Raw genomic sequence first — 13,432 nt, 5'->3', positions numbered from 1 at the left:
CGCGACGTCCGGCGGATGCGTCAGCGCATCAGTGCGTGTCGGTCGCCGCGATCTCGGTGCGGTCGCCCGACCACTGCGTGTGGAAGGTGCCCTCGCGGTCGACGCGGCGGTACGTGTGCGCACCGAAGAAGTCGCGCTGGCCCTGCACGAGCGCTGCGGGCAGACGGTCGGCACGCAGGCCGTCGTAGTACGCGAGCGACGACGAGAACGCCGGCGAGGGGATGCCCGCCTGCGCCGCGGCGACGACTACGCGGCGCCAGGCTTCCTGCGTGCGGCCGACGACCTCGCGGAAGTACGGCGCCAGGATCAGTGCCGGCAGCTCGGGCATCGTGGCGTACGCCTCGGTGATGTCGTTCAGGAACCGGGCGCGGATGATGCAGCCGGCACGCCAGATGCGAGCGACCTCGCCCTTCTCGATCTCCCAGCCGTGCTCCTCGGCGGCGGCGACGATCTCGTCGAAGCCCTGCGAGTACGCGACGACCTTCGACGCGAACAGGGCCTGCCGCACGTCCTCGATGAACGCATCCGCGTCGTCGACCTGCCACTCGGACGACGGGCCGGGCAGGTCGGATGCGGCGGCGCGCTGCGCGAGCCTGGACGAGAGCGATCGGGCGAAGACAGCCTCGGCGATGCCGGAGACCGGCACACCGAGGTCGAGCGCGGTCTGGACCGTCCACGCCCCCGTGCCCTTGGCGCCCGCCGTGTCGAGGATGACGTCGACGAGCGGCGAGCCGGTGTCGGCGTCGACCTGGCGCAGCACCTCGGCGGTGATCTCGATCAGGTACGACTCGAGCTCGCCCGTGTTCCACTCGTCGAACACATCGGCGATCTCGGCCGGGGACTTGCCGGTGCCGAGGCGGATGAGGTCGTAGGCCTCGGCGATCAGCTGCATGTCGGCGTACTCGATGCCGTTGTGCACCATCTTCACGAAGTGGCCGGCGCCGTCGGTGCCGATGTGCGTCACGCACGGCTCGCCTTCGGCGATCGCCGCGATCGAGCGGAGGATCGGGCCGAGCGTCTCGTACGACTCGGCGGTGCCGCCGGGCATCAGCGAGGGGCCGTTCAGCGCGCCCTCCTCGCCGCCGGAGATGCCGCAGCCGACGAAGTGGATGCCGGTCTCGCGCACGGCGGCCTCGCGACGGATGGTGTCGGTGAACAGCGCGTTGCCGCCGTCGACGATGATGTCGCCGGGCTCGAAGACGCTCGCCAGCTCGTCGATCACGGCGTCGGTGGCCTTGCCGGCCTTCACCATGATGATCGCCGTGCGCGGCGTCTGCAGGCTGTCCGCCAGCTCCTGCATCGTTGCGGCCTTGACGAAGCCGGCCTCGGGGTGCGCGGCGAGCAGGTCGTCGGTCTTCGAGGTCGTGCGGTTGTAGACCGCGACGGTGTTGCCCTCGCGGCTGGCGAGGTTGCGGGCGAGGTTCGAGCCCATCACGGCGAGGCCGACGACGGCGATGTTGGCTTGGGTCACCTGGCCAGCGTAACCCGCTGGGGATGCCCGCACCGCGACGATCGCTGGTGCCCGGGAGAGGGGGCCGGTCGGGGCCAGTCGCGTGCATGCAACCGGTTCCGTAGGCGGCCCCTCGAGCCGGGGTCGCAGCCGCGTCTTGGCAATCGGTTGCGCAACCGGTTGCCGATGTGCACGCGGGCGGCATCACGCGGCTGCGGCGCATCTTCGACTTCGCGTCGGTGTACCAGATCCGCTCCGGTGTGCACGGCCCCACGGATGTCTCTCCGGTGGGCCTCGCCGCGGCGATCCACCTCGGCATCGCCATCCCGAACTTCGGCATCCAGGAGTACATGAAGCACTCCGCCGCCACCCACGAGGTGTTCCGCACCGACTACTCGTTCGAGGATGGGCTCCTCAAGCCGGGCGAGGCGTTCGGCCTTGGCGACGAGTACGACGACGAGGCCGGTGCGGGCCACGCCTACGCGCCCGCGTACCTGCCGGTTGCCCGCCTGCTCGACGGGTCGATGCACAACTGGTGATCGCACTCCCGGGACCGCGACACCCGGGCGAGGACGCCGCGCAAGCTGCCCCGGCAGCATGCGCGGCGTCTGTCGTGCATCGATAGCCTGAGACAGAAGGAGACGCCATGCCCGAGCACACCCTCAAGGTCGCCGTCGCGGTCAGCCTCGACGACGCATCCGCTGCCATCATCACCGGGGCCGAGCCCCGCATCGAGCTGCTGCGCGACCCGTCGCTCACCCGCCCGTGGCGATGGCAGGGCGACTGGGAGGGCGAGCCCGAGCGGCAGCGCACGCCCGAGCAGCAGGCCGCGTACGAGGCGATGCTCGATCGCGCGGATGCGCTGTTCGGCATCCCGGACGTCGACCCGGCCGCGCTCACCCGCGCGGTGCGCGCGAACGAGCGACTGCGCTGGGTGCACACCACCGCCGCTGGCGGCGGCGGCCAGGTGAAGGCCGCGCAGCTGACCGAGCAGGAGCTCGAGCGCGTCGTGGTGACCACGAGCGCCGGCATGCACGCCTCAACGCTCGCCGAGTGGGCCGTCTTCGGGGTGCTCGCGGGTGCGAAGGGGCTGCGCCGGCTCGAGGCCGACCAGGCTGCGCGCACCTGGGGCGACGGCCGCCGCATCATGCGCCACGTGAGCGAGATGACGGTGCTGGTCGTCGGCCTCGGCGGCATCGGCACGGTCGTCGCCGAGCGCTTCGCCGCCCTCGGCGCCACCGTCTGGGGCACCACCCGCAGCGGTGCGCCGGTGCCGAACGTCGAACGCCTGGTGCCGATGGACGAGCTGGTCGCCGCAGCCGGCGAGGTCGACGCGATCATCAACACGCTGCCCGGCACCGAGCTCACCACCGGCCTGATCGGCGCCGACGTGCTCGGTGCCGCGCGGCCCGACACCATCCTCGTCAACGTCGGCCGGGGCTCCGTCGTCGACGAGCCGGCGCTGCTCGACGCGCTCGATGCCGGCCGCATCGGCTTCGCCGCGCTCGACGTCACCGCGATCGAGCCGCTGCCGCAGGAGAGTCGCATCTGGGACCACCCGAGCGTGCTGCTGAGCCCGCACACCGCGGCGCTGTCGGTGCAGGAGCCGCACCGCATCGCCGAGCTCTTCGCCGCCAACGCCACCCGGCTGCTCGACGGGCTGCCGCTGCAGAACGTCATGAGCACGAAGGAGTTCTACTGATGGCCACCGGCTTGACTCCCACGGGCATGACTCCCGCCGGTACCGCTCGCACGGGCACCGCGCTGTTCGACCTCACCGGCCGCACCGCGCTCGTCACCGGCTCCGGCCAGGGCATCGGCCGCGCGCTGGCGCAGGGCCTCGCCGAGGCCGGCGCCACCGTCGTCGTGCACGGCCGCGACCGCGCCAAGGCCGAGCGGGCCGCGAGCGAGATCGCCGCCTCGACCGGCCGCGAGACCCACGTCGCGATCTTCGACGTGACGGATGCGTCGGCCGTCGACGCCGGGGTCGCCGACGTCGAGGCGCGGCTCGGCACCCCCGACATCCTGGTGAACAACGCCGGCATCCAGCGGCGCAACCCGATCGCCGAGTTCGCCGACGAGGACTGGCACGACCTCGTCGCCACCAACCTCACCAGCGCCTTCCTGCTCTCGCGCCGGGTCGCGCAGGGCATGATCGAGCGCGGCTCGGGCCGCATCGTCTCGATCGGCTCGGTGCAGTCGCAGCTGGCGCGCCCGTCGATCGCCCCCTACAGCGCCACGAAGGGCGCGATCGTGATGCTCACGAAGGGCCTGTGCGCCGACCTCGCCCCGCACGGCATCAGCGTCAACGCGCTCGCGCCCGGCTACTTCGCCACCGAGCTCACCCAGAAGCTCGTCGACGACGCCGAGTTCTCGGCCTGGGTCGCGCAGCGCACACCGGCGGGCCGCTGGGGCGACGTCGCCGATCTGGTCGGCACGCTCGTGTTCCTCTCGAGCGACGCGGCGGCGTTCGTCAACGGGCAGACCATCTACGTCGACGGCGGCATGACGGCGGTCGTCTGACGCATCGCGGGCCGAATCGGCCGGCAGCAGGAGGAGGAAGCCATGAGCGAGAACCTGGCGCTGGTCGCCCATGCCAAGGAGGACGTGCGCGTCGAGGGTCTGCCGGAGCCGGCACCGGCGCCGGACGAGGCCGTCGTCGCGATCGCCTACGGCGGCATCTGCGGCTCCGACCTGCACTACTGGCTGCACGGCGCAGCCGGCCAGTCGATCCTGCGCGAGCCCATGGTGCTCGGGCACGAGATCGTCGGCACGGTGCTCGCCGCCGCCGCCGACGGCAGCGGGCCGGCGGCCGGCACGCGCGTGGCCGTGCACCCCGCCACCGAGGGCGACGACGGGTCGGCACCGTACCCATCCGATCGCCCCAACCTCAGCCCCGCGGGCACCTACCTCGGCTCCGCCGCCCGCATGCCGCACACGCACGGCGCCTTCGCCAGCCGCGTCGCCCTGCCGAGCCGCATGCTGCGCGGCATCCCCGAGGGGCTCGAACTGCGCCTGGCCGCGCTCGCCGAGCCCGCCGCCGTCGCCTGGCACGGCGTCGGCCAGGCGGGCGAGATCACCGGCAGGCGCGTGCTCGTCATCGGCGCCGGCCCGATCGGCGCGCTCGCGATCGCGGTCGCGAAGCACCACGGTGCGAGCGAGATCCTCGCCACCGACCTGCACGCGCACCCGCGCGCACTCGCCGAGCGGCTCGGCGCCACGGCGATGGACGCGACGGATGCGGCGGGCATCGCCGCCGTGCACGCCGACGTGGTCATCGAGTCGTCGGGCACCGCGCCGGGGCTCAGCGCCGCCATCAGCGGCGCCCGGCGCGGCGGCACGGTCGTGATGCTCGGCCTGCAGCGTGCCGGCGACATCGGGGTGCCGATGGCCAGCGCGATCACGCGGGAGCTCACGCTCGTCGGCTCCTTCCGGTTCAACGACGAGATCGACGAGGTGCTCGCCGCGCTCGCGGACGGCTCGCTCGACGCCGGGCCCGTCATCAGCCACGAGCTGCCGATCGTCGACGGCCTGCGCGCCCTCGAGCTCGCGCGCGACGCTTCCGTATCCTCGAAGGTGCTGCTGACGTTCCCGGCAGCCGAGCAGGATGAAGGAGCCCAGCCATGAGCGAGACGCGCTACCCCTCGATGATCATCATGGGCGTGCAGGGCTCCGGGAAGTCGACCATCGGCGCCGCGCTCGCACAGCGGCTCAACATCGACTTCATCGACGGCGACGACCTGCACCCGAGGGCCAACAAGGACAAGATGGCCGGCGGCACCCCGCTCACCGATGAGGATCGGGTGCCGTGGCTCAAGACCATCGGCCAGACCATCGCCGACGGCACCGCCAAGGGTCGCGTCACCATCGTCGCCTGCTCGGCGCTCAAGCGCTGGTACCGCGAGCTGCTGCGCTCGAGCGATCCCTCGCTCGTCTTCGTGCACCTGGTGGGCGAGAAGGGGCTGCTGGCCGACCGCCTCGCGCACCGCGATCACGAGTACATGCCCACGACCCTTCTCGACAGCCAGATCGACACGCTCGAGCCGCTGGCCGAATGGGAGCACGGCATCGCCATCTCGGTCGAGCAGACACCCGCCGCGATCGTCGACGAGGTCACCCGCATCCTGATGGCCCGCGCGGCGGGCCGCACGGTCGAGCCCGACTCGGGCACGACGATCACCGGCACGATCGACGTCCAGGCCGGCTGACCTCCCAGCCGCCACCGGCGGCAGTTCCTCCCTCGCACCGCACGCACACAAGGAGACAGACCGATGGAAGACCTCGTTCTCAACTGGGATCTCGGGACGGGAGGGCTGCTGCTGCTCGCAGCCGCCTCCATCGCGTTCCTGCTGATCCTCATCATGGCGTTCAAGATCCACGCCTTCCTGGCGCTGATGATCACGAGCCTGCTGACCGCCGTCGCCGCGGGCATCCCCTTCAACCAGCTCATGGCGGCGATCGCCTTCGGCTTCAACCCGACGCTCGGCAGCGTCATGCTGCTGGTCGCGCTGGGCGCGATGCTCGGCCGCATGATCGAGACCTCCGGCGGCGCCAGAGTGCTGACGGACAAGCTCATCGAGTGGTTCGGCGAGCAGCGGGCCGCCATGGCCGTCGGCGTCGCGAGCCTGCTGATGGGCTTCCCGATCTTCTTCGACGCCGGCCTCGTCGTGATGCTGCCGATCATCTACGCGGTCTCGCGCCGACTCGGCGGCTCGCTGCTCACGGTTGCGTTCCCCGCCGCGCTGGCGTTCAGCAGCATGCACATCTTCGTGCCGCCGCACCCCGGGCCGGTCTCCGCATCCGCCATCCTCGGTGCCGACGTCGGGCTCGTCCTGCTCCTCGGCCTCGTGGTCGCGCTCCCGGTCTGGTACGTCGTCGGCGTGCTCTTCAGCAAGTGGGTCGCTCGCAGGTACGACGTCGCGGTGCCGTCGATCCTCGGCGGCCCGTCGGACGATGAGAACGAGATGGAGTCGAACCCTGCGTTCGGCAAGATCATCTTCCTGCTCGTGCTGCCGCTCGTGCTCATCCTGATGAACACGGGGCTCAACATGTTCGCCTCGACGCAGGAGGACCCGGACGCCTTCAAGGCTGAGCCCGTGATCGCGCTGCTGCGCACCCTCGGCGAGACGCCCATCGCGCTGCTCATCACGGTGATCGTCTCCATGTGGCTGCTCGGCTGGGGGATGGGCAAGGCCGGCACCCTGATCGAGAAGGTCGCCGACAGCGCGCTCGGACCGATCGCCTCGGTCGTGCTCGTCACCGGTGCCGGCGGCATGTTCGGAGGCGTGCTGCGCGTCACGGGCATCGGCGACGCGATCGCCGAGTCGCTCAACTCCATCGGCATGCCGGTCATCGTCGCTGCCTTCCTCATCGCCCAGATCGTCCGCATCGCGCAGGGCTCGGCCACGGTCGCGCTCACCACGGCCGCCTCGCTGATGGCCGGCGTGGTCGTCGACGGCGGCTTCAACCCGGTCGAGGTCGCCGCGATCGTGCTCGCGACCGCTGCCGGCTCCGTGGGCTTCAGCCACGTGAACGACTCGGGCTTCTGGCTGGTCAGCAAGTTCTTCGGTATGGATGTGAAGACGACCCTCAAGACCTGGACGGTCGCGCAGGGCCTGATGGCCATCGTCGGCTTCATCATCTCGTTCGCGATCTACCTGGTCGGCGGGCTGTTCGGCTAGCCGACTTTCAGCGAGGCCCGGGACGGGCCTCGGCGCTGGGGTCGCGGCGGAGACCCGAAAGGGTCTCCGCTTCCGAGCTCCACCGCGCAGCTCCAGCGTGCTGTAGGATCAGAGGCTGAACTTCGGCGAGGGATGCAGAGGCATCCGTGATCGACGCGGTGGGAGCAGCGGACCAGGTCCTCACGCTTGCGCGTTCGAGTCGACAATTTGACGGGCTGCGGCCCACGAGGAGCACTTCCATGAGCACCGAATACGACAAGCTCGAGACCGAGACCCGCGAGTCCTTCGGCAAGGGCGCGGCCCGCAAGCTGCGCGCCGCAGGCAAGGTCCCCGGCGTCCTCTACGGCCACGGCACCGAGGCGCAGCACCTGACGGTCGACGCGCACGCGCTGTACCTGCTGGTGCGCCGCTCGAACGCCATCATCGACCTGCAGATCGACGGCAAGTCGCAGCTCGCCCTCGTCAAGGACGTGCAGCGCAACCCGGTGCTGCAGGGCAAGCCCGCCATCGAGCACGTCGACCTGGTGATCGTCAAGAAGGGCGAGAAGGTCATCGTCGACGTGCCCGTGCACATCGAGGGCGAGTCGGCTCCCGGCACCATCGTCAACCACGAGTGGACGCACCTGTCGGTCGAGGTCGAGGCGCTCCACATCCCCGACTCGCTCACCGTCTCGGTCGAGGGCCTCGAGGAGGGCGCGCACATCCTCGCCGGCGACGTCGAGCTGCCCAAGGGCGCGACGCTGCTCACCGACGCCGACGCGCTCGTCGCCGGCATCGTGACGCCTGCCGCCCCGTCCCTCGACGAGGACGAGGAGGCGGCCGAGGGCGAGACCGCCGAGGCAGCCGACGAGCAGCGCGAAGCGGCGGCAGCGGAGTAACGCTCCTCCAGCGGCGTCGAGATGGCGCAGACGTGGCTCGTGATCGGGCTCGGGAATCCCGGGCCCGACTACGCGCGCACGCGCCACAACATCGGCCAGATGGTCGCCGCCGAGCTTGAGCGGCGCGCGGGCGCGAGCCCCAAGAAGCACGGACGGGCGGATGCGCTGGTCGCCGAGTCGCGGGTCGTCGGCGGCCCGAAGGTGGTCACCGCCTTCCCCCTGTCGTACATGAACCGCTCCGGTGGGCCGGTCTCGAAGCTGATGGACTGGTACGGCGTGGAGGCCGAGCACGTGATCGTGCTGCATGACGAGCTCGATCTGCCACTGGGGGAGATCCGGCTGAAGCAGGGCGGCGGGCACGGCGGCCACAACGGGATGCGCGACATCATCGCCGCCCGCGGCCCGGACGTGCTGCGCGTGCGGCTCGGCATCGGCCGCCCGCCCGGTCGCCAGGATGCCGCCTCCTTCGTACTCAAGCCCTTCGCGAAGGCCGAGCAGCCCGAGGCGGAGCTGCTCGTGCAGCTGGGTGCCGATGCCGTCGAGCGCATCATCGCCGAGGGCTTCCTCGCCGCGCAGCAGCGCATCCACGCCCCGTCCTGACGCTCGGGCGCGCGCCGCTAGCATGGAGTGCCGATCGGAAGGAAGACGCCCGTGCATCGACTCGTCAAGGTCGCGACCGCGCTGTTCGTGTCGACCGTCGTGCTCGCCGGCTGCGCTGCCACCGAGGAGGAGCCCTCCGCGCCACAGGGCCCGAACGGCTACACGAATGCCGCTGACCTCGGTGATGGTTACATCCTCTGGTGGGACCGCAGCCCGGAGTCGGGCATGTCCGACGTCATCGCCACCGACCCCGAGACGCACATCGTCGGCTCGTGCCTCAGCGACGATCCCATCTACTGCGTCGACGGCCCGACCGACAGCCAGGTCGTGCTCGTGATCGGTCCTCCGGAGGCGGAGCGCGCCGTGATCCAGTGGTTCGGCGAAGACATCGAGCTCGCCAGGGGCGACACCAGCGAGGAAGACGCGCCGCCGGTGTTCGGGGCGATCATGCCGCCCCCTGCTGACCCCGAGGCGGGCTACCACCTCAACGTCTTCGACGGCGCGGGTGAGGTCGTCTTCACCTCGTGAGCCTCAAACCACTGCTCGGTCTGCTCGAGCGCGGTGCGCTCGCTCCGGTCGTGGAAGCGTCGGTGGGCGGTGCGCTGACCGGCATCGAGGCGATGCGCGCGCCGGTCGTCGCGACCATCGCGAACCAGCATGAGCGCCCGCTGCTGGTGATCACCGCCACCCGCCGCGAGGCAGAGGCGGTGCGCGATGACCTCGGCGCGTGGCTGCCGGGCGCACAGATCCTCGAGCTGCCGGCGTGGGAGACCCTGCCGCACGAGCGGCTGAGCCCCTCGCCCGAGACGGTCGGTCAGCGCGGTGCCACCCTGCGTGCGGTCGCCGAGCGCGACCGATCGCGCCCCACCGTCGTGATCGCCTCGGTGCGCGCGGCGCTGCAGCCGCTGGCCGACAACCTGCTCGCGGTCGAGCCGATCGAGCTGGCCGCCGGTGCGCGCGGGGTCGACCTGACCGCGCTCTCACGGCAGCTGGTCGACCTGGCATACGCCCGTGTCGACATGGTGACCCGGCGCGGCGAGTTCGCGGTGCGCGGCGGCATCGTCGACGTCTTCAGCCCCGCCGAGGACCACCCGGTGCGCATCGAGCTGTTCGGCGACGAGGTCGAGCAGATGCGCTGGTTCCACGTCGCCGACCAGCGCTCCGACGCCACCCCCGTCGAGCGCATCGTGCTGCCTCCCAGCCGCGAGCTGCTGCTGACGGATGCGGTGCGCGCGCGGGCGAGGCAGCTGGCGCCCGAGTTCCCCGGCATCCAGCAGATGCTGGAGAAGATCGCCGAGGGGATGCCGGTCGAGGGCATGGAATCGCTCGCGCCCGCGCTGCTGCCGCGGCTCGTGCCCATCACGCACTACCTGCCCGGGGCGGGGGTCGTCGTGCTCGGACCCGAGCGCATCCGCGACCGCATCACCAGCCTGAACGAGACGAACCAGGAGTTCCTGGAGGCCGCCTGGAGCGTCGCGACCGCCGGCGGTGCGGCACCCGTGGACCTCTCGAGCGGCTTCCTGAGTCTCGACGAGCTGCACGCATCCGTCGACGCCCCGTGGTGGACGTTCTCGGTGCTCGCCGCCGACGACCTCGTCACGGTGGTCGAGGGTGAGCCGGTGCCGAGCTTCGCCGGCCGCGCCGACGGCGCCCTCGAGCACCTGCGGGAGCGCACCCGCGCGGGATGGCGGGTCGTGGTGACCGCTGCCGGGCACGGCCTGGTCGAGCGCGCCGCGCAGGTGCTCGGCGAGCACGAGGTGGGCGCCCGCATCGTCGACGCGCTGCCGGACGAGCTCGAGCCCGGCCTCGTGCACGTCACGCAGGCGTCGGTCGAGCACGGCTTCTCGCTGCCGGAGGAGCGCATCGAGCTGGTCAGCGAGGCCGAGTTCTTCGGCCGCGCGGTGGGCGTCGACTCGCGCCAGTCGCGCAAGCTCGCCGGCCGCCGGCGCTCGGTGGTCGACCCGCTGCAGCTGAAGGCCGGCGACTACGTCGTGCATGAGACCCACGGCGTGGGCCGCTTCGTCGAGCTCACCCAGCGCACCGTCTCGACGGGCGGACGCAACCCCGTCAAGACCACGCGCGAGTACCTCGTGATCGAGTACGCGCCCTCGAAGCGGGGGCGCCCCGGCGACCGGCTCTCGGTGCCGACCGACCAGCTCGACCAGCTCAACCGCTACGTCGGCGGCGAGGCGCCGCAGCTGTCGAAGATGGGCGGCAGCGACTGGCAGCAGTCGAAGGCCAAGGCGCGCAAGGCGGTGCGGGAGATCGCGGTCGAGCTCGTGCAGCTCTACTCGAAGCGGATGGCCTCCAAGGGTCGCAGGTTCGGCCCCGACAGTCCATGGCAGCGCGAGCTCGAGGACGCCTTCCCCTTCGCCGAGACGCCCGACCAGCTCACCACCATCGACGAGGTCAAGCGCGACATGGAGCGCGAGGTGCCGATGGACCGGCTGCTCTCGGGCGACGTCGGCTACGGCAAGACCGAGGTGGCCGTGCGGGCGGCGTTCAAGGCCGTGCAGGACGGCACGCAGGTCGCGGTGCTCGTGCCCACGACGCTGCTCGTGCGGCAGCACCACGAGACCTTCGCCGCCCGCTTCGCCGGCTTCCCGGTGCAGGTGCGCGCGCTCAGCCGCTTCCAGAGCGACAAGGAGGTGCGCGAGACGATCGCCGGCATCACCGACGGCACCGTCGACGTCGTGATCGGCACCCACCGCCTGCTCTCCGACAACGTGCACTTCAAGGAGCTCGGGCTCGTCATCATCGACGAGGAGCAGCGCTTCGGTGTCGAGCACAAGGAGAAGCTGAAGGCGCTGAAGACCAACGTCGACGTGCTCTCGATGTCGGCCACGCCCATCCCGCGCACGCTCGAGATGGCCGTCACCGGCATCCGCGAGATGTCGACGCTCGCGACGCCGCCGGAGGCCCGGCACCCGGTGCTCACCTTCGTCGGCGAGTACAACGAGCAGCAGGTGGCTGCCGCCATCCGCCGCGAGCTGCTGCGCGAGGGGCAGATCTTCTTCGTGCACAACCGCGTCTCGTCGATCAACCGGGTCGCGGCGCAGCTCGCGGAGCTGGTGCCGGAGGCGCGCATCGGCGTCGCGCACGGCAAGATGCACGAGACGGCGCTCGAGCGCGTCATCGTCGACTTCTGGGAGAAGCAGTACGACGTGCTCGTCTCGACGACGATCGTCGAGACCGGCCTCGACATCCCCAACGCGAACACCCTGATCGTCGATCGCGCCGAGCGCTACGGCCTCAGCCAGCTCCACCAGCTGCGCGGCCGCGTCGGCCGTGGCCGCGAGCGCGCCTACGCCTACTTCCTCTACGACGGCGACAAGCCGCTGTCGGAGACCGCGCACGACCGGCTCGAGACCATCGCCGTGCACAACGAGCTCGGCGCCGGCATGCAGGTGGCGCTCAAGGACCTCGAGATCCGCGGCGCGGGCAACCTGCTGGGCGGCGAGCAGTCGGGCCACATCGCCGGCGTCGGCTTCGACCTCTACCTGCGGATGGTGGGGGAGGCCGTCGCGGTCTTCCGCGGCGAGGAGGACGAGGGGCCGCGCGAGCTGCGGCTCGAGCTGCCCGTCGACGCGGTGATCCCGGAGGACTACGTCGACTCCGAGCGGTTGCGCCTGGAGGCGTACCAGAAGCTCTCCGCCGCAGCCTCCTCGCGCGACGACGAGGCGATCGACCACGTCGTCGACGAGCTGCGCGACCGCTACGGCGAGCCGCCGGCGCAGGTCGTCGCGCTCTTCGCCATCGCTCGGCTGCGGCGCAAGGCGCAGGCGGCGAAGCTCTCGGAGGTCATCACGGTGGGCCCGAACCTGCGCGTGGGCCCAGCGGAGCTGGCCGACTCCGTGCAGCTGCGGCTGCGTCGCATGTACCCGGAGGCGAAGCTCAACAGCGCCGCCAAGACGCTCGTCGTCCCGATCCCCACCGCCGGCGGCGGCCGGCTGGCCGGCACGCAGGCGGAGCCGCTGCCCGACACCGAGCTGATCGCCTGGGTCGACGCGCTGCTGACCGCGATCTTCCCGCCGCCGAAGCCGCCCGCGGAAGAGGCGGTATGAGCGAGCTCGACGACCTCGTCGCCGTGATGGCACGGCTGCGCGGCCCCGGCGGCTGCCCGTGGGATGCCGAGCAGACGCACGCCTCGCTCGTGCCCTACGCGATCGAGGAGGCGCACGAACTGGCCGAGGCGGTGGAGTCGGGCGACGACGCGCACCTGCGCGAAGAGCTCGGCGACGTGCTGCTGCAGGTCGTCTTCCACGCCGAGATCGCCCGCGCCGAGGGCCGCTTCGACATCGAGGATGTCGCCGCCACGCTCATCGAGAAGCTCCGTCGCCGACATCCGCACGTCTTCGGCGACACCGAGGTCGCCGGGGTCGACGGCGTGGTCGAGAACTGGGACGCCATCAAGCGCGCCGAGAAGCCCGAGCGCGAGAGCGCGCTCGACGGCATCCCCGTGAGCCTGCCGGCCCTCGCGCGCGCCGAGAAGCTGCTCGGCCGTGCGCGGCGAGCCGGGCTCGACGACGCCGGGCACGACGACGCGGGTCTCGACGATGCGGGGCTCCCCGACGCCGTCGGCACTGCGGATGCGTCGGCGCCCGACAGCGAGGCGGCGCTCGGTCGCGCGCTGCTCGAGATGGTGCGCGGCGCGGCCGCCGCCGGGCTCGACCCCGAGCGGGCGCTGCGGGGCGCCACGCGCGAGCTCGAGCGCGAGCTGCGCGCGCGGGAGGCTGCCCGGTGAGTGCGCATGCGGCGCGACCGCACGCGCGAGCCTGCGTTGTGCTGGCCGGTGACGAGCGCCCGGCGTGGGCCGCGACCAC

At 71.6% G+C, this 13,432-nt stretch carries 11 protein-coding genes and 1 pseudogene; 11 read left to right on the top strand and 1 reads right to left on the bottom strand.

The window, feature by feature from the left end; all coding sequences use genetic code 11:
* Nucleotides 1-28 precede the first annotated feature (28 nt).
* Nucleotides 29-1,432, bottom strand: a complete 1,404-nt coding sequence (gene gndA, locus J1M46_RS07820; RefSeq protein ID WP_241249482.1) for an NADP-dependent phosphogluconate dehydrogenase — start codon at nt 1,430-1,432, stop codon at nt 29-31.
* Between the two features lie 200 nt (nt 1,433-1,632).
* Here gndA and J1M46_RS07815 point away from each other — a divergent pair.
* The 11 genes and pseudogenes from J1M46_RS07815 to mazG form a co-directional block, all read left to right on the top strand.
* Nucleotides 1,633-1,989: pseudogene (locus J1M46_RS07815) on the top strand (enolase C-terminal domain-like protein); the annotation flags it as partial.
* A gap of 107 nt (nt 1,990-2,096) precedes the next feature.
* A complete protein-coding gene (locus tag J1M46_RS07810) occupies nt 2,097-3,152 on the top strand; it encodes a D-2-hydroxyacid dehydrogenase (protein WP_206447298.1) in 1,056 nt (351 codons plus the stop codon).
* A gap of 26 nt (nt 3,153-3,178) precedes the next feature.
* Nucleotides 3,179-3,973, top strand: coding sequence for a glucose 1-dehydrogenase (locus J1M46_RS07805; RefSeq protein ID WP_092919024.1), 795 nt, complete (start codon nt 3,179-3,181; stop codon nt 3,971-3,973).
* Nucleotides 3,974-4,015: 42 nt separating this feature from the next.
* Nucleotides 4,016-5,077 (top strand): zinc-binding dehydrogenase, encoded by a 1,062-nt coding sequence (locus J1M46_RS07800; RefSeq protein WP_206447297.1) that lies wholly within the window; start codon nt 4,016-4,018, stop codon nt 5,075-5,077.
* The gene (locus tag J1M46_RS07795) at nt 5,074-5,658 is read left to right on the top strand and encodes a gluconokinase (protein ID WP_206447296.1); all 585 of its coding nucleotides are present in this window, start codon (nt 5,074-5,076) and stop codon (nt 5,656-5,658) included. The genes J1M46_RS07800 and J1M46_RS07795 overlap by 4 nt, the downstream gene beginning before the upstream one ends.
* A 63-nt stretch (nt 5,659-5,721) precedes the next feature.
* A complete protein-coding gene (locus tag J1M46_RS07790) occupies nt 5,722-7,131 on the top strand; it encodes a GntP family permease (protein WP_206447295.1) in 1,410 nt (469 codons plus the stop codon).
* A gap of 239 nt (nt 7,132-7,370) precedes the next feature.
* Nucleotides 7,371-8,009: a 50S ribosomal protein L25/general stress protein Ctc gene (locus tag J1M46_RS07785; RefSeq protein WP_206447294.1), complete on the top strand. Its 639-nt coding sequence runs from the start codon at nt 7,371-7,373 to the stop codon at nt 8,007-8,009.
* Nucleotides 8,010-8,030: 21 nt separating this feature from the next.
* On the top strand, nt 8,031-8,609 hold the full coding sequence (gene pth / locus J1M46_RS07780; RefSeq protein ID WP_206447293.1) for an aminoacyl-tRNA hydrolase: 579 nt from the start codon (nt 8,031-8,033) through the stop codon (nt 8,607-8,609).
* Between the two features lie 51 nt (nt 8,610-8,660).
* On the top strand, nt 8,661-9,137 hold the full coding sequence (locus J1M46_RS07775) for a hypothetical protein (protein ID WP_206447292.1): 477 nt from the start codon (nt 8,661-8,663) through the stop codon (nt 9,135-9,137).
* Nucleotides 9,134-12,673, top strand: coding sequence for a transcription-repair coupling factor (mfd, locus tag J1M46_RS07770; protein ID WP_446698570.1), 3,540 nt, complete (start codon nt 9,134-9,136; stop codon nt 12,671-12,673). The genes J1M46_RS07775 and mfd overlap by 4 nt, the downstream gene beginning before the upstream one ends.
* Nucleotides 12,670-13,353 carry a nucleoside triphosphate pyrophosphohydrolase gene (gene mazG / locus J1M46_RS07765; protein WP_206447291.1) on the top strand — a complete coding sequence of 228 codons (684 nt, stop codon included), beginning with the start codon at nt 12,670-12,672 and terminating at the stop codon, nt 13,351-13,353. The genes mfd and mazG overlap by 4 nt, the downstream gene beginning before the upstream one ends.
* The last annotated feature ends 79 nt before the right edge of the window (nt 13,354-13,432 follow it).

Origin of the sequence: Agrococcus sp. KRD186 (genome assembly GCF_017168255.1) — a bacterium.
Classification (GTDB): domain Bacteria; phylum Actinomycetota; class Actinomycetes; order Actinomycetales; family Microbacteriaceae; genus Agrococcus.
This window is presented reverse-complemented; position numbering and strand designations above follow the sequence as displayed.